The sequence below is a fragment of the Paraburkholderia sp. CNPSo 3274 genome (genome assembly GCF_024206475.1).
In the GTDB taxonomy this organism is placed as follows: domain Bacteria; phylum Pseudomonadota; class Gammaproteobacteria; order Burkholderiales; family Burkholderiaceae; genus Paraburkholderia.
Window position 1 is genome coordinate 81,758 of sequence record NZ_JAMBPR010000010.1, and the last position, 17,035, is coordinate 98,792.

Below are 17,035 nucleotides of genomic sequence, written 5' to 3' on the forward strand. Positions count from 1 at the left end.
CCAATGCTCGTGAAATTTCATTGCATTTTCTCAGCGGGATTGACAGCGGCGGCACCGGTCAACGCCTCGCCGTATCGCACTCGACATTCGAACTGACTGAACCAGACGTTGCGGACACCCATTCATGAACGCCATTGTCCTCGTTGCGCTGCGCCGTCCATTGACCTTCGTGGTGATGAGCATACTCATCATCCTCGGGGGGCTATCGGCAATCAGCAAGACACCCACAGATATCTTTCCTGCCATCCGCATTCCCGTTGTCGCGGTCGTGTGGACCTATACCGGGCTGATGCCGCAAGACATGTCCGGGCGCGTGGCGTACTACTACGAACGCGCGCTGACCGCCACAGTCGACAATATCGAACACATTGAGAGCCAGTCGCTCTATGGGCGCGCCGTCGTGAAGATCTTCTTCCAGCCCGGCACCGACATCGACGCGGCGCAGGCGCAGGTGGCCTCGATCTCACAAACCGTGCTCAAGCAGATGCCCGCGGGCATTACGCCGCCGCAGGTCCTGTCGTACAGTGCCTCATCCGTGCCGGTGCTCGATCTGCAGGTGTCGGCGTCGAACATGACTGCCGCCCAGGTCTACGACATGGCATCGAACCTGATCCGGCCCGCGCTGGTGTCGGTGCCCGGCACGTCGATCCCGAGCCCGTATGGCGGTGCGCCGCTGTACGTGGAGGTCGATCTCAATCAGGCGGAGCTGCTCGCGCATGGCCTTTCCGCCGCGGACGTAGCCGCGGCGCTGAGCCACGAGAACGTCGTGCTGCCGGCGGGTGACCAGAAGATCGGCGCGCTCGATTTCATGGTGGAGACCAACTCCACGCCGGTTGCGGTATCGGCGTTCAACAACCTGCCCATCAAGACCGTCAATGGCGCCACGGTCTACCTGCATGATGTCGCCTATGTCCACCGCGGTCCCTCGCCGCAGATGAACGCCGTGCTCGTCAAGGGCAAGCAGTCGGTGCTCATCGAAATCCTGAAGAGCGGCAATGCTTCGACGCTAGCGGTGGTGGCCGGCGTCAAGAAGGCGCTGCCCGCCATCGAGCGGACGCTGCCGCCCGGCGTGAAGATCACGCCGCTGAACGACGCATCGGGCTTCGTGAGCGACTCGATTCGTGAGGTCGTGCAGGAAATGTTGACGGCCGCCGTCCTTACGGGCATGACGGTGCTGCTATTTCTCGGCAGCTGGCGCTCCACGATCATCGTGGCGACCTCCATTCCGCTGGCGATCCTCTGCTCCGTGATCATGCTGCACCTGACCGGGCAGACCATCAACGTGATGACACTAGGCGGTCTGGCGCTCGCGGTGGGTATTCTCGTCGACGATGCCACCGTCATGATCGAGAACATCGACTCGCACCTCGAGTCCGGTGCGGAACTCGAACCTGGCATCATCGCGGCGGCGAACCAGATCGTGGTGCCCACACTGGTGGCCACACTTTGCATCTGCATTGTCTGGCTGCCGATGTTCCAGCTCGGCGGCATCTCAGGCTACCTCTTCCGTCCGCTTGCGGAAGCCATCATCTACGCAATGATCGCTTCGTTCATCCTCTCGCGTACGCTCGTGCCCACCATGGCTGCGTGGCTGCTTCGCGGCCAGGTACACGGTCACGGCGGCGACCAGGGCAATCCCGGGTTCTTCAAGCGGTTCCAGCGGGGCTTCGAGCGTCGTTTCACGAGGTTCCGCGAGCGGTACCGGGTGGTCCTCACGAGCGCCGTGCACCATCGGCGCCGTTTCGTGCTGGTATTCGTCGCGTGTACCGTCGCCTCGATGAGCCTGATCGCCTTCCTCGGGCGTGACTTCTTTCCCGGCATCAAATCCGGCGAGATCGCGATGCACATGCGCGCGCCGATCGGCACGCGTCTGGAAGACGCAAGCCGTAACGCAGTGCTCGTGAACCAGGCGATCCGTCAGATCCTGCCGGGCCAGGTGACGAACCTGGTCGATAATTGCGGCCTGCCGGCGAGCGGTATCAACGAAGCCTACAGCGCGGACGGCACCATCGGGCCGCAGGACTGCGACATTGAAATTGGTCTGAAGAACGATGCGTCGCCCGTCGACGATTACCGCTTCAAGCTGCGCCGCGAACTGCCGAAGCTGTTCCCGAGCACCGAGTTCTCGTTCTTGCCCGGGGACATCACGGCGAAGATCCTCAACTTTGGACTGCCCGCGCCCATCGACGTGCAGATCTCGGGCCGGGGGCAAGCGGCCAATATGGCGTTTGCACAACAACTCGCGGCGCGCCTCAGGAAGGTTCCGGGGACCGCGGACGTGCGCATCCAGCAGGCATTCAACGAACCGACTCTGCTCGTCGCCGCTGACCGCTCTTTTGCCTCGGGCATGAGCCTTTCGGAGTCCGATGTTGCGAACAATGCGCTCGCGACGCTCTCGGGCAGCGGCCAGACCGCGCCGACCTATTGGCTGGACACGACGAGCGGCGTTTCGCACCTCGTCAACATGCAGACGCCTCAGGACCAGCTCACCTCGATGAACGACCTCGAGACGATTCCGATCGACGAGGGGACTGGCGCACCGAGCGGCAAACGCATGGAACTGCTGGGCGCGCTTGGGCGCATCACACAGACGGGCACGCCGCTGCTGGTGTCGCACTACAACATTCTCCCGGTGGTGGATATCTACGTCAGCAATCAGCGACGCGATCTGGGCGCCGTGTACGACGACGTTCAGCAGGCCATTCACGAGATGGCGCCTCAACTGCCGCATGGCGCAAGCGTCCACGTGCGTGGACAGGCAACGACCATGATGAGCGCCTACATCGAGCTGATTGGCGGGCTTGTGGTATCGGTGCTGCTGGTCTACCTGGTGATTGTCGTTAATTTCCAGTCGTGGCTCGACCCGTTCATCATCATTACGGCGCTCCCGGGCGCGCTCGCCGGCATCGTATGGAGTCTGTTCCTCACGCACACGCACCTTTCGGTTCCGGCGCTCACCGGCGCCATTATGTGCATGGGCACCGCTACCGCCAACTCGATCCTCGTCGTCTCGTTCGCCCGCGAGCGTCTGGCTGCGCACGGCAACGCCGTCGCGGCCGCGATCGAAGCGGGCTACGCACGGATCCGTCCGGTCATCATGACGGCGCTCGCGATGATCATCGGCATGCTGCCTATGTCCTTCAGCAATTCGCAGAACGCCCCGCTCGGCAGGGCCGTGATCGGCGGCTTGCTGGTCGCCACGTTTGCCACTTTGCTATTTGTTCCCTGCGTCTTTGCCATCATGCATCGCAACGACAAGAAAGCCACGGAGTCTCATCAATGAACGTACATCGCGAGGTAGAGCTGGAGGCCCAGGCTCCGAGCCGTACCCGACCCAAGCTGATCGCGGCGGTCGCCGCCTTGATACTGGGAGGGCTGGTGATCCACGGGATTGTCGAACGCCACGACAACGTGGCAGATCTGCAGAACGTCGCTGACCAGGACGCCATTGCCCCCGTTCAGGTGACCTCCCCAGCCGCGGGGCCGGCGACGCGTTTGGTCACGCTGCCGGGCAACGTCAAGGCGTGGTACACGGCGCCGATCTATGCGCAGGTATCGGGCTATGTGCATAAGTGGTACGTGGATTACGGGGCGTTCGTGAAGGCCGGCACGTTGCTCGCCGCGATCGATGCGCCGACCGTCGATGCGCAATACCAGGCCGCGCTCGCGAAGCTGGCGGTCGCGAAGACGAACAGCGTGCTCGCCGACGTCACCGCCACGCGCTGGAAGGCGCTTTCCGGTACCGAAGCCGTGTCGCAGGAGGATGTCGACATCAAGGTGGCCGATGCCGCCGCGAAGAAGGCGCAGGTACAAGCTGCCCAGGACGAGGTACAGCGCGACCTCGCGCTGACGAAGTTCGAGCGCATCGTAGCGCCCTTCGACGGCGTCGTGACCGCGCGCAATACCGACATCGGCAACTACGTGAGTCCCGCGGGGGGCGATGTCAGTTCGCACGGCGCGGCGGCCGAACTGTATTCGGTGGCCGACGTGCACGCCATGCGCATCTTTGTTTCGGTACCACAGGATTATGCAGCGATGCTGAACGCGGGGCTCCACGCCACGTTTACGGTGCCGCAGTATCCGGGGCGCGTATTCGATGCACAGCTCGTGACCACAGCCAACGCATTCGATCCACAGACGAGAACCGTGGTGGCCGAACTGGTCGCACAGAATCCCGAGCATCTGCTGTGGCCCGGCACCTATGCAACGGTGCACTTCGAGGTTCCCTCGGACAAGAACGTCCTCGTCATTCCTGAGCAGGCGTTGCTGTTCCGCGATCAGGGCATGCAGGTCGCGCTCGTCGATTCGCACGACAGGGTCCATCTCCAGAACGTGAAGCTCGGACTCAACCTCGGTCAGGACGTGCAGGTCGTGTCGGGCCTCAAGCCCGACGATCGCGTGATCGTCAGTCCGTCCGCCGGGATACTCGAAGGTCAGCAGGTGCGCATCGTGAGCGGCGTGCCGGGCATCGGGCCGGGCAATGCGGCTGGAACCCCCCAGGGGCAACCGCAGGCGCCAGTGCAAGCGCATGCCGACAATGCGGGGAATAATCCAAAATGAAATCTCCAATCAAGATCGCACTGCGCCGGGCTGGCGTACTTCTGGCGCTCCTCGCGCCCCTCGCCGCATGCAGTCTCGCGCCGACCTACAAGCCGCCCAAAACGGTGCTGCCCGACAGCTACCAGGGGACCGGACCGTTCGTGCTCGCGCGGCCCGGCGATCAGCTCTCGCGCGGCCCCTGGTGGGAAGTTTTCAAGGACCCGCAACTCGACACCCTGGAACGCGAGCTGGATGCTTCGAATCCGACACTGCGCGCCGAGCAGGAAACGTATACGCAGGCGCGCGACGTCGTGGCCGAGGCCCGTTCGCAACTGTTCCCCCAGTTGAGCGCGCAGGCGTTCGCGACGGACAACGGCTTGTCGAAGCACGCACTCTTTCACAGTGCCAGTTCCGGATCGCCGCTCGAAGAGTCTTCACTGGGATATGGCGCGGCCGCGACCTGGGAGCCTGACCTGTGGGGCGAGATCCGTAACCGGACGAACTATGCGAAGGCCAACGCCCAGGCTGCCGCGGCCATGGTCGCCTCGGCGCGGCTTAGCCTCGAAATGGAACTGGCGGACGACTACGTGAAGCTGCGAGGTCTGGACGAGCAGCACGTGATCTATACGAACACAGTCCGGTCGTACAACGAGGCCCTCAAGCTCACTTCGCTGCGCTACAACCGGCAGATCAGTCCGGGCCTCGACGTTGAGCGGGCGCGCAACCAGCTGGCCGCCGCGCAGGCAGCCGATACGGAGATCGAGGCGCAGCGCGCCGTGCTCGAGCATGCGATCGCGGTGCTGGCGGGCGTCAATCCGTCGACGTTCACCTTGGCGCCCGGGGGGCTTGCGCATCTGAGCATGCCGGTCGTTCCGGTTGGCGTGCCCTCTGCACTGCTGCAGCGGCGCCCGGACATCGCGGCGGCGGAGCGCAGGATGGCTGCCGCCAATGCAGCGGTGGGCGTGGCGCGTGCCGCGTTCTACCCCAATATCGATCTGGCCGCCAGCTTCGGCTTCGAGGACAACGGGCTTGCACTCGCGGCGCTGCCGGAAAGTCTGTGGTCGGTAGGCGCTTCGGCGATGTTGCCGCTGTTCGAGGGCGGCCTGCGCCGGGCAGAGCTTCAGCAAAGCTGGTCCACCGTGCACCAGGCCGCCGACAACTATCGTGCGACCGTGCTGGATGCATTCCGGCAGGTCGAGGATGAGCTTGCACTCACCGACAAGCTCGCGACGGAGTACGGACAACAACGCGACGCGGTCACCGCGGCGGTGAAGGTCCAGACGATCGCGATGGAGCTATACACGAGCGGCCTCGACAACTATCTGAACGTGACCGTGGCGCAGGTCGCGGCGCTCAACGCGGAGTTGTCGGCGGCGAAGGTGCATGCAAGGCGGCTGCAGGCGGCTGTCGACCTGGTCGGCGCGTTGGGGGGCGGCTGGACGGCGGCGGCGCTGCCGACGCCGCAGGAGACCGTCCCGTTTTCGCCGCTCGCGCTGCACTCATCGCACGCACCCGCGTCGATGCCCGGACAGTAGTGGCTCAGGCTTGACGCGACACAGCGGCAACGGCCGGAAAGCGGCCGGGATGCGCGGCCCAGTACCGGAAATCACACAATGATCCGTGCAGAATGGCAGCATCCAGGCAGCCGCGCAACGATTGCACAGGATGCCTTCAATCTGGCCGCCCGCATAAAACAGCCTGAAGACGAGTTGGGTATCGATCTCTTCATACGAGAAAGGCCGCGGCTTCGTTTGCACGCCATTGGCTGGGCCTTCCTCGATTACGGTGCGACGCTGCTGGACCTCGCCAATGAAGCGCGACGGTCTGCAACGGATAGCAAGCGCTATCGGGATCTGGAAGCGGCGAAATAAACGCGCCTGTTCGCCATACGCGCACGCAATCCGCGAGACCCGGGCCCTGGCTTGTCTGCTGACATGGCTTCTTCTCCGGGTTGATACAAGCGTAGCCGCGTGCAGGTCGCGTTCGAACTCAAAGCGCACCGGCTCACATGACGCCGTTCCAAATTTGCCGCTCACTTGCCGAAGGATCGGAAACCATCGCCGGCTGATCCTTCAGGAGCATCGTACTCCGCGACTCTGAGCCCGTCGTTTCGTAGCGTTGCCAGGTTGGCAGCCCCTCGGCCGCGGGAGAGGAACCTTTTATGAACGAAACCCACGCCGAATGAACCTGTTTGGCGAAGGCCTCAGGCGCCGACGCTCCCCTGTAAAACAAATCTCGGAAAGCCGGATCCTGAAAGTTGTCCCAGACCAGCGGCAACTCACTGGTATGCGGAACAAGTCCCGCATAACGGCCTTCGGCGATCGGCCTCTCGAACCGGAAGGCATAGGTCTCCCCTCCTGAAGCGGCATGCGCTTCGGTAAGACGTACTGTCGGAATCCAGTATTCTTCGGCTGTAACGATGCGGACACGACGTTCAAATGGAGAGAGTGCCGGAAATGCATGAACATATTTGTCGGCAATTAGGGACAGGGAATTCAGCCTGATATTGGCGAGTTCCCTGGAACTGATCGGTCGATCTGCCTTGGGGTCGCTGTTATGACTTTCTACCAGGTCCTGCGGGAAAAACAGAACGCTCTCGTCGCGATTGCTGCCTATCAGCAAACGGACATCTTTCGCAAAACCTGCCGCCACGGAGTCAATCGGTCTTTGCAGCATAGTCTTGCCGTCGACCACAGAGCGGAACGCAAAGGCGCGCGGATAGGCGGCCACCGTGGCGGTTTGAACTTTAAGCAAGTCGTCGGACCCGACGCGCAACAGATCTTCACGCCTGAAGCCCACTTTCGCAAACTCGCGCATGAACAGATCCGCGACACCGTGAGCCTCATCCAGATTGTGGACGGTATGACCGCCACCGCTCTGCACGATCGCCGATTGGAATAGTCCGCGAGCCGCCGGAATGCTCAGAAGAGCAGAGACATTTTTTGCTCCGGCCGATTCACCCGCAACGGTCACTCGGTCAGGGTCGCCACCAAAGGCGGCGATATTGTTCCGAACCCACTGCAAGCCAAGAATCTGGTCGTGAAGAGGGTTGTTTCCGCTGCCCTGGTATTCACTTCCAAGAATCTCGCCGAGCTCCAGAAAACCAAAAGCGCCAATGCGATACCCGATCGTCACGCAAACAACACCATCTCTTGCGAAAGCACTGCCGTCGTAGATGGCTTGGCTCGTTGCGCCAAAGGTGTTCCCACCCCCGTAAATCCAAACGAAAACAGGGTGCGGCCCAGCTTCTCGCGGTGCCCATACGTTGAGATAAAGACAGTCTTCGCTGCATTTCGCATCGCCAAGCATGGGCAGGCTTGTTCCGGGGAGCGATCGCCTCTCCTGCATAGGAGCGGGCCCAAAACTGGAGGCTGACCGAACCCCTGAACTTCGCGGCATAGGCACCGCCTGGCGAAACCGAAGTGCACCCACCGGAGGCTGGGCGAACGGAATCCCCTTGAAGACGCTGTAATTCGGATAGGCCACGCCCCGCACCGCCCCATCAGGGGCATCCACTGACACGATGTTCGTGGGCAGTTTTCCATTTATCTGGGCGAAAGCGCTCGCAATCGGTTGCGTTACCGCCACGCCGAAAGCGCCGGCCAAGAAGGCTCTTCGTCCGATCATTTTTTTCTTCTCCATCATTTAAGTCTGTTGACATTCACCAATGGCAAAAGGTGAAAGTCAGACGGCGGAATGCAAAGCGTTGGAAGACGACACGGCATCAAGCACCGGCGGATGCGTGACGATGGACTTCAGGTCCACCTTCGCTGCCAGCAGCTTCGTGGCATCGGGAATGGGGCGGCGCGTTTCGTCGGACGACGCGAAGAGCGTTTCGAACGCGCGCGCCACATCGAGCAGTGCGAGATCACCACGGAACGCGCCGATCATCTGAAGTCCGAACGGCATGCCGCGATGATCGACGCCGCACGGCAGCGACAACGCCGGATTGGTCGCGAGCGTCACGACATATGTGAGTGACAGCCAGCGATAGTAGTTCTCCAGCGCGACGCCGTTCACCGACTTCAGATATGGCTGCGCCCACGGAAACGGCGAGACAGGCGTCGTTGGAGAGAGAATCACGTCGTAGCGGTCGAACAGCGTCTGGAAGCGTCGGAACAAGCCCGTCTGGTCGCCATGCGCGCGCACGCAATCCGCGAGACCCAGGCCAATGCCCATCTCATAGTTCGCGCGCGGATTTGGCCCGAGCGAGCCGGGATCGGTCTCATAGGCCTTTTGCAGGCCCGCGACAAAGGCTTCCGCGCGCAGTACGTCGAAGCAGCGATGTGCGTCACCGAAGTCCACTTCGATCGGCTCGCAAACGGCCACTTCGTTGCGCAGAAAGTCGATTTTGCGGCGGAATACGGCGCGGATATCGTCATCCACTTCGCAGACGCCGAAATCCTCTGTGTAACCGACGCGTAGCTTCGACAAGTCCGTGGGCGCACGGTCGTCCATCGTCGGATTCATGGCGAAGGAGTAGCCGAGAGGGTCGCTGCCCGACTGGCCGACCGTCGCCGCGAGTTGCAGCCATGTGTCTTCGACGTTGCGCCCCATCGGCCCAACCACGGCAATCGGCGTCCAGCCGAGCGGCTTGCGATCGCTCGGCACGAGTCCCGGCGAGGTGCGCAGTCCGACCACGCCGCACTTCGCCGCTGGAATGCGCAGCGAGCCGCCTGTGTCGGAACCGCTGGCAAGCGGCACCATATCGAGCGCGAGAGCGGCGGCCGAGCCACCCGACGAGCCGCCCGCATTCAGGCGCGGATCGAACGGGTTGCCCGTCGCACCCCACACGGGATTGAAGCTGTTCGCACCCGCGCCCATTTCCGGCACGTTGGTCTTGCCGACGACGATCGCACCCGCTGCGCGCAGGCGGCGCACCAGCGTGTTGTCGTGCGCGGGCACGTTTGCGCGATAGAGCGGCGAGCCATACGTGGTCAGAATGCCTTCGGTCTCTTCGAGATCCTTGATGCCGATGGGCAAGCCGTGCAGGGGACCTACGGCGCCGTCGCGTGCGAGCGCGGCGTCGGCCGCGCGGGCTTCGATGCGCGCGCGTTCAAAGCTGGTCGCCGTGATGGCGTTGACAAACGGATTGAGTGCATCGATTCGCGCGATGCAGGCCTCGAGTAATTCGACGGCGGAGATTTCGCGTGCCTGCAACAGCGCACGGAGCGCGACGGCACTATGGCGGGTGAGTTCGAAACGGTCGTCCATCGGGCAGTCCTTTGAGCGGTAGTGCAAGAATGCGCTCAATGTAGACGACAAGAAAAACGGCTACCAGCGACGTTTATCGAAAGGTGATTTCACTTTTGATCAACGCGAGGGGGGCGCGACAGTTCATCGCTCAGACGCTCGATGAACGATTGCAGGAGCGGCGGCAACGCGCGCCGCGCAAGTGTTTGTATTTCGATGGCGCGTTCGCTCGTTGCGAGTTCCAGAACGGGCAATGCAACAAGCTCTCCGGACGCGAGACGCGGGCGCACGAAGAGCTCGCCGCTGAATGTCACGGCGTCGCTTACAAGTGTAAAGCCGATGAGCGTTTCCAACGTCGCGCTGCTGAGCACGCTCTTGCACGCAACGCCTTCGCGGCTGCAATAGATGTCGATCAGCTTGTGCAGGGTCGAATGAACGCCCGGCAAAGCGAGAGGGTACGCCAGCAATTCGCGAAACGACACCTGCGAACACTGCGCGAGCGGATGAGATGACGCGACGATTGCGAATACGGGCGAAGGCGCCGAAAACGCGATGTGAATGTCCTTCTCAGGTCCGAAGCTGAACGTGAGGCCGATATCGGCTTGCGCCTCGCGCACGCGCTGTGTGACGCCGGCGGCTGTATCGACGACGACTTCGAAAGATGCCGGCGCGACAGTGCGACGGAAATCCGCCATCGCGCGCGGCAGGAAGGCGCCCGCGAAACCTTCCGTGCAGGCGATGCGGATCGTGCGTTCTGCTGCGCCGCGAAGCGCATCGATTTCCAGCGAAATCTGTTCAGCGTCGAGCTGCGAGCGGCGCGCGTATGTGGCGAGTATTTCGCCCGCCTTGCTCGGCACCATGCCACGCGATTGCCGCATAAAAAGCGGCGTGCCGAGTTCGCCTTCTAGCCGCGTGATCTGCCGGCTCACGGCGGACGGCACGACGTTCAGCCGACGGGCGGCATCAACGATGGAACCGGTGTTGACCACTTCGAGGAAATAGCGGACGGCGGCTTCCTGAAGAATGCGGGCGCTCATGAGGGATGGATGGAAAGACACGGAATGCTCCATCATAGCGCCTGCATGCCTGGCGAAGCGATCAGGCCTCTTCGGCGGCGCCGAGGTCTGCCTCGGCTTCGGGCGACAGGCGGATCGACAGACTGGTGATGGACGCGAGCGCTGTCGCCACGATCAGGAAGCCGAACACGGCGTTGTAGTTGCCTGTCGACGAGACGAGCAGGCCGATGGCCGCCGGCGCGACGAATCCCGCGACCTGTCCACCGAAGTTGACCATGCCCGCGCCCGTGCCAATGAGCCTTTGCGGCAGAAATTTGGTCGGCAGCGCAAACACGCCGGCGAATACGAACGACTTGAAGAAGTAGACGATCGATTGATATGCGATCACGCCCGTCACCGTTTGGGCCGTGTACATCTCGTAGAGGAACACGCCGGAAAGCGCGCAGCACGCGGCCATCAGCCACTTCTCCCGGCCGTCGAACCAGCGCGTGAGAATCCAGCCGCCGAGAGCCGTCGATACGCTCGCAGCGACGAACGGCAGCGGCGTGAGCATGCTGACCGCTTTTAGATCGAGATGACGTTCGGTCAGGAGATACGCGGGCATCCACGCATCGAGTCCTTTGTTGACGATGCCCATGCCAAACCATGTGAGCAGAATCTTCCACATGAGCGGCATTTTAAGGAGAGCGAGCGTCGCCGCGCCGTCGATGGTTGTGGAACGGCCAGCCGAATCGCGCTTCTGAGGTGTGTCCTTCACCGCGAACAGATAGAAGAGCGCAAACACGAGACCGACGCCGCCTGCGACAAAAAACGCATGACGCCAGCCGAGACACAAGATGAGAGGCGCGATGGCGAGCGGCGCGATGAAGCTGCCGACATAGTTCGACGACATCAGGAGCGCGGACATCTTCGGGCGATCCTCGCGCGCGCACGATTCGGTGACGCCCTTGACCGCTGCGCCGGGAAAACCGCCTTCGCCGAGACCGAATATGAAGCGGATCGCGATCAGCGAGGCGAGTGACCACGCAAGACCCGTCATCAACGTGAACAGCGACCAGAACGCGACCGATACGACGATGACCTTTTTGCTGCCCCAGCGGTCGGCGATCCATCCGCCGGGAATCTGCATGGCGGCGTAGCTGATGTAGAACGTGCTCATGACGAAGCCGAGCGCGGCCGCACCGAGGTGGAGTTCGTTGCCGATGGCGACGAGCGACAACGCGATCGCCGAACGGTCGATGTAAGAGATGCCGTAGCCGAGATAGAGCAGCGCAAATACCGCGAGGCTGGCGCGCCTGCTTTTATTGGGGTCGATCATGGTGAGCATCTGCCGATAGAGAAAAAGCCGGAGAAAGAACCGGGCCCGCGTCGGCCGCGCCGAGCCCTCCCCGCCGCGGCTAGTCGGATTGATCCTAAGTAGCCGCAAATACGCCGACAAGTGACATATTCAGATGCCTCCGTTCGCGAAAGCTCATCGGAGAAGCGGGATCGACAGATGGTCCTCGCGTGCATTCGTGCTGTCTAATATCCAACGAAGGCGCACCATCTCGGGCTGGACGTACATGAAGGAGGGGCTTTGGGAGTACCCGATTTCGGTCTGACTTTGGGCGGCGCGTGCACTGCCAAAATCGCAAAGAATCTTGCGGTGACGCAGATCGCGACCACGACGAAGCACAAGACAAGGCCGTGATGAACGAGGGGGCTGAATTGTGCCGTCACACCGCAATATTGTTGCGCCGCAGGGAACGCGCTCCCTCATGCGCGGCGAGTACGAACAGAATTCCGATGGTGCTGCCGAGCGCCACATCGATGAGGCGTGCGTCCGCGCAGAGCCAGGTGTGGCCCGAAATGACGATCGCGGCCCCATGCATCGCACACCGCACACCGAACGCCACCACGTAGCGGTGGAAAGCAACGAGCTCCAGCGCGATCGCGATCTCGACCGCATTGGCGAGCGCGTGGCTATGCGGCAAAAGCATCGCCACCAGCACGCCCGCCGGCACACCGACAATGGTGCCCGCCAGGCGGTCACGCCACTTTAAGCGTGCCGATTTCCAATCACCTGTCACAACGCTGAAGGCTGACCAGACGAACCACTCCTGATAGGGCATCGGATGCAATGCCGCCAGGGCCGATGCCAATCCCACCGCGAGCACCCCGGCAACGATCGCCTCACGCAGCCCCGGTGAAGGCGGCTCGCTGATCAGCCTTAGCGCCAGCCAGCCGCGCTCGGAGCGTGGTTCACCCTGCGTGGCGTAGCTGACGATCGAGGCGACAATGACGGGCAGCGTTGCGGCCAGCGCGTAGGGCATGGCCTCTATGCCGGCGTTCAGATACGCATGGCCATGCGCCCCGCGTGCCGTTTCGCAGCCGAAGTACATGACGGGAATAAACGCAAAAAAGCCGGTCCAGCGCATCTCGCTGCCACCGGCGAGCAAGCTCGCACATGCGGCCGCAAGCAGCACAGAGACGCCGATATACGCGGCGGGTGTGCCATAAGAGGCAGTCACGGCGACGAAGGCCACGCCAATCGCGAGCGCGTAGAGCACGGCACCAAGCGGCGCCAGACGTCCGCGCTCTACCGCCACAAACGCAGACACAGTGACGACCGGTACGCTCAACCATTTGGTGTCACCCGTCACCCACTCGACGATAAAGATCGGCACGAGCAACGCGGCTGCGCGCAACAACATATTCCAGTTAATCAAGCGACTCAGCATTTCCCGACGAATTTCTGTAGCGATGGGAGTGCCGCCAGGCGTCCGTTGATACGGTCGCTGCAACGGTACCTTGCAAACGGATTCGGTGCCCTGCCGCGTGCCAGCACGTGACGCGGGTAGCGCGACGGGCGCCGAAACGACGGTCGAGGTTTACGCTGGAAACGCAATCGTGAAGTTGCGTTTTGCGCTGTTTCATGTGCCCACGCTCCCAAATTGTGAGCTTGTCTGCATCTCGCCGCCCTCGATCGAAATGCCTGCCGGTGGCTTCGACATATACCGCGGTGAGGCTGAAAGGGATGGCGGCATTGGACGTGCCGACCATTCGAAGGCGGTCCCGCAACGACGATCAAACAGCCCATGCACGCCGCGCGTGGGCATGGCGCGGATTCTCCGTGTCTCGACTGCAGTCGGGTGCATTTCAACAGCCGGCGGTTACTCGAGGGTTTCAGTTTCCGGCTGGATAAGTTGCAACTGAAACGGTCCCTCGTTCCCGTTGCTGAATTTCCGCGCGTGTGGCATGCAATGAGTGAAAAGCAGGTCGATCGATTAACAGCGTTATACGAATAGCGCAATTCTCCTTTACCGCGCCGGGTATTCTATTGGCGATCGACATGGCTGCAACATGGTGAGCGTAGGGGGCGGATTTCCCACGGTACAACCCCCGCTGCGCTAGAGCGTGCAACAACTCCGATAGCATTCCTGGCTGAAGCTCTTACAAGCCGTTTCATGAACAATCCCTTCACTGCGACGCCGAATGACGCTCATACTCGCCACGCGCTATTCGTGGAGGTGGGCCTCGCAAGCGCGCTTGCCGGTGTGGCCGGTGCGCTCAACGTCATGGGCTTCATGATCGCCGGTGTCTTTTCGGCCAATATGACCGGCAACGTCACGTCGCTGGCCGACCAATTCGGCGGCGGTGATGCTGGGCACGGAGTGCGCTACCTGATGATCGTGCTGCTGTTCGTTGCCGGCGCGACCTTCGCCGCACTGATGCTCGAACTGGTCGGATCGCATCGCCGTGCCCGCGCATGCATAGCCATCCTGGTGGCTGAGGCGTTATTGCTCGTGGCGCTCGATGGCGCGGACCACCTCGCGAGCACGCATCGGGCCGACATCATGGTTTATGGCCTGAGCTTCCTGATGGGGCTGCAAAATGCGATGGCCGCCCGCGTTTCGCATGCACGGTTGCGCACTACGCACGTGTCCGGTACGTCGACTGATATCGGCGTGGGGGTGGGCGTGATCATCGCACAGTTATGCAAGCGCGGAAGATTGTGCGAAGCGGGCCGCGAACTCCAGGACTTGCTCCTTCGCGTTGCTACGGTGGGGGCTTTTTGCCTGGGCGCCCTGACAGCGGCGGTCATCTATCCGTATATCGGGGAGCGGATAGTCATCCTCGCAGCTTTGGTATTGCTCGGTTACGGCGTGCCTTGCCTGTTCCAATATACGCGAGTGCGATAGTCGGACTTGCGACAGCAGGCAAGGCGTCGATCATGGCGTATTTTTTGAAAATCGAGCCGTAGTGGCAGTCAGCGCGCCGTGACCGTACCGGGGCGCCTGGACCTAGTCCTGCAGGCGGATCTCGATGCGGTCTTCGAGGCCTGCGACCTTCACGCGTGCGGTGGCGAGATCGAACTGGTTCTGCGAGAGCGTCACGCCCACGCAGCGCGCGCCGAACTTCTGCGCCGCGCGCAGCACGAGCGCGCCCAGCCGCAGCCGATGTCGAGCAGCGTCTGGTCTTCCTTGAGCGAGGATGTGGTCGTTCTTCTTCAACTGCGCAGTGGCGAGGTCTTCGTCGCCAGGTTCATGGAGGTCCTCGTTGTTTTGGCTTTCGTCGAAACCTCGCCGGTTGGTGGGTAATTCAGGCGGGCAGGATGCGATTTGTTCACAGCGTAGGGGCGGGTCGCCAGTGACGCTATCCCCCTTGCGCAAAGCTGATTTTTCGTTGGCGCCGTTCTGGCCGGACGTCAACCTATCTATAGTGACGTTGACGCTGTGGCTATCTGTCACACACGGGCGAGAGCTCGCCGAATTCCGATCGTGACTCGCAGCACTTCGATATTCCGCGTTGTACCCAGCATCCAACCGCACTCCGTCAATTCAACTGCTATTCACGATTCGAAATCATGCGTCCGTCCCCACTCCATGCGCGGCTGTCGCGCCTCACCGGGTTATCGTTGCAAACACGCGTGTTGCGCCGCGCGTTGCCCGCAGTCGTTCTCTCGCTCACAAGCGTCACTTCGTTCGCGCAGGTCGCCCCGCCGAACGTGCTCGCGCGCTCGTGGGTCATCATGGACGAGAGCGATGGCCAGGTGCTTGCCTCGGCCAATGCCGATGCGCGAATGGAGCCCGCGTCGCTCACGAAGCTCATGACTGCCTACCTGACATTTCGGGCGCTGCAGTCGAAGAAGATTGCCTTGAATCAGACGGTGCTCGCCAGCGATGCGGTTCGCGCAGTGGGCTCCGATCAGTCGCGCATGTTCATTTCGCCGAACAAGCCCGTTACCGTGCAGGACCTCCTCTATGGGTTAATCGTCCAATCGGGTAACGACGCAGCCATTGCGCTCGCCGAACTGGTCGGCGGCAGCCAGGCACAGTTCGTCGAGATGATGAACGCAGAGGCACAATGGATCGGCATGGCCCACACGCATTACGCGGACGTCAACGGCATGCCGGAACCGGACCACTATTCGACAGCCGACGATCTCGCGCGGCTGGCGGCGCGTCTGATTTCAGAATTTCCGGAGTACTACCCGATTTTCTCGGTCAAGACGTTCACCTATGACAACATCCGGCAGCCTAACCGCAATCGTCTGCTGTGGCTCGATCCGACGGTGGACGGCCTCAAAACTGGGCACACGCAAGCCGCTGGCTATTGCCTCATTGCGAGCGCGAACCGCACCGAGCCCGGCGCCGCCGGTGCGACGAGGCGCGTGATTACCGTCGTGATGGGAGACCCCAGCGGGGCTGACCGCGTGCGTGACAGCATGAAACTGCTCGACTTCGCCTATCACGCGTTCACGCAGGTACGGCCATGGCAGCCGGGGCAGGCCGTACAAACGGCGCGCGTCTACGAGGGGACGAGCCTGTCCGTAAGGGTTGGTGTTTCAGGTGATCTTGCAGCAACGGTGCCGATGGGCACGGGCGGAAAAATCGTTTCGCGGGTCACCCTGAGCGCGCCCTTGATCGCGCCGCTCGCTGCTGGACAGCGTGTCGGCAGCGTCGCGCTTCTCGACGATGGCAAGGTGCTTGCGCAGGCGCCGTTGGTCGCGCTCGAAGCCGTGCCGCAGGCGGGACTCACAAGCCGGCTTTGGGATTCGGTGCTGCTTCGGGTCGGTTCGAAGACGTAAGCGGTGACGGCTGATGCGCAAGTGCCATTATGGACAGAATCTGGGAGGCGGTCTGCATGCAATCTTTCGAGTTGAAGACGGCTTTTCAGGCGCGAACGGAAAGCTCGGCAATTGCGGCCTTCCGCGATCGCTCTTGATGCACAACGACGGCGGGGTGCGTACGTGCCGGACTGCTTGCGCCGATATCGGGAGAAATAGAGTGAAATGGCGCATTTCT

Annotated in this window: 12 protein-coding genes; 6 read left to right on the forward strand and 6 right to left on the reverse strand. The window is 62.1% G+C overall.

Features of this window, described 5'->3' with window-relative positions; all coding sequences use genetic code 11:
• Nucleotides 1-124: 124 nt before the first annotated feature.
• The 4 genes from M3I54_RS09050 to M3I54_RS09065 all read left to right on the forward strand — a co-directional run bounded on the left by M3I54_RS09050 (nucleotide 125) and on the right by M3I54_RS09065 (nucleotide 6,410).
• Nucleotides 125-3,283, forward strand: a complete 3,159-nt coding sequence (locus M3I54_RS09050) for an efflux RND transporter permease subunit (RefSeq protein WP_254334903.1) — start codon at nucleotides 125-127, stop codon at nucleotides 3,281-3,283.
• Nucleotides 3,280-4,560, forward strand: coding sequence for an efflux RND transporter periplasmic adaptor subunit (locus M3I54_RS09055; protein ID WP_254334905.1), 1,281 nt, complete (start codon nucleotides 3,280-3,282; stop codon nucleotides 4,558-4,560). Before M3I54_RS09050 ends, M3I54_RS09055 begins: the two co-directional genes overlap by 4 nt.
• Nucleotides 4,557-6,074, forward strand: a complete 1,518-nt coding sequence (locus M3I54_RS09060; protein ID WP_254334907.1) for an efflux transporter outer membrane subunit — start codon at nucleotides 4,557-4,559, stop codon at nucleotides 6,072-6,074. Before M3I54_RS09055 ends, M3I54_RS09060 begins: the two co-directional genes overlap by 4 nt.
• Before the next feature lie 78 nt (nucleotides 6,075-6,152).
• Nucleotides 6,153-6,410, forward strand: a complete 258-nt coding sequence (locus M3I54_RS09065; protein ID WP_254334909.1) for a hypothetical protein — start codon at nucleotides 6,153-6,155, stop codon at nucleotides 6,408-6,410.
• 133 nt (nucleotides 6,411-6,543) lie between these two features.
• Here the strand turns inward: M3I54_RS09065 and M3I54_RS09070 are convergent, their stop codons facing one another.
• The 5 genes from M3I54_RS09070 to M3I54_RS09090 form a co-directional block, all read right to left on the reverse strand.
• Nucleotides 6,544-8,184 carry a carboxylesterase/lipase family protein gene (locus M3I54_RS09070; protein ID WP_254334912.1) on the reverse strand — a complete coding sequence of 547 codons (1,641 nt, stop codon included), beginning with the start codon at nucleotides 8,182-8,184 and terminating at the stop codon, nucleotides 6,544-6,546.
• Between the two features lie 39 nt (nucleotides 8,185-8,223).
• Complete coding sequence (locus tag M3I54_RS09075) at nucleotides 8,224-9,753, reverse strand: amidase (RefSeq protein ID WP_254334914.1); 1,530 nt, start codon at nucleotides 9,751-9,753, stop codon at nucleotides 8,224-8,226.
• A gap of 89 nt (nucleotides 9,754-9,842) precedes the next feature.
• Complete coding sequence (locus tag M3I54_RS09080) at nucleotides 9,843-10,790, reverse strand: LysR family transcriptional regulator (RefSeq protein WP_254334916.1); 948 nt, start codon at nucleotides 10,788-10,790, stop codon at nucleotides 9,843-9,845.
• A 40-nt stretch (nucleotides 10,791-10,830) separates the two neighbouring features.
• Nucleotides 10,831-12,066 carry an MFS transporter gene (locus tag M3I54_RS09085; protein ID WP_254334918.1) on the reverse strand — a complete coding sequence of 412 codons (1,236 nt, stop codon included), beginning with the start codon at nucleotides 12,064-12,066 and terminating at the stop codon, nucleotides 10,831-10,833.
• A gap of 397 nt (nucleotides 12,067-12,463) precedes the next feature.
• Nucleotides 12,464-13,468 carry an FUSC family protein gene (locus M3I54_RS09090; protein ID WP_254317403.1) on the reverse strand — a complete coding sequence of 335 codons (1,005 nt, stop codon included), beginning with the start codon at nucleotides 13,466-13,468 and terminating at the stop codon, nucleotides 12,464-12,466.
• Between the two features lie 726 nt (nucleotides 13,469-14,194).
• Here M3I54_RS09090 and M3I54_RS09095 point away from each other — a divergent pair.
• Nucleotides 14,195-14,929, forward strand: a complete 735-nt coding sequence (locus M3I54_RS09095) for a YoaK family protein (RefSeq protein ID WP_254334920.1) — start codon at nucleotides 14,195-14,197, stop codon at nucleotides 14,927-14,929.
• Between the two features lie 102 nt (nucleotides 14,930-15,031).
• Here M3I54_RS09095 and M3I54_RS44800 read toward each other — a convergent pair whose 3' ends face one another.
• Entirely contained in the window at nucleotides 15,032-15,559 is a 528-nt protein-coding gene (locus M3I54_RS44800; RefSeq protein ID WP_309249592.1) for a class I SAM-dependent methyltransferase, read from the reverse strand.
• Nucleotides 15,560-15,594: 35 nt separating this feature from the next.
• On the opposite strand from M3I54_RS44800, the gene M3I54_RS09105 reads away from it, so the two are divergent.
• Entirely contained in the window at nucleotides 15,595-16,818 is a 1,224-nt protein-coding gene (locus M3I54_RS09105; protein ID WP_254334931.1) for a D-alanyl-D-alanine carboxypeptidase family protein, read from the forward strand.
• Nucleotides 16,819-17,035: the final 217 nt, after the last annotated feature.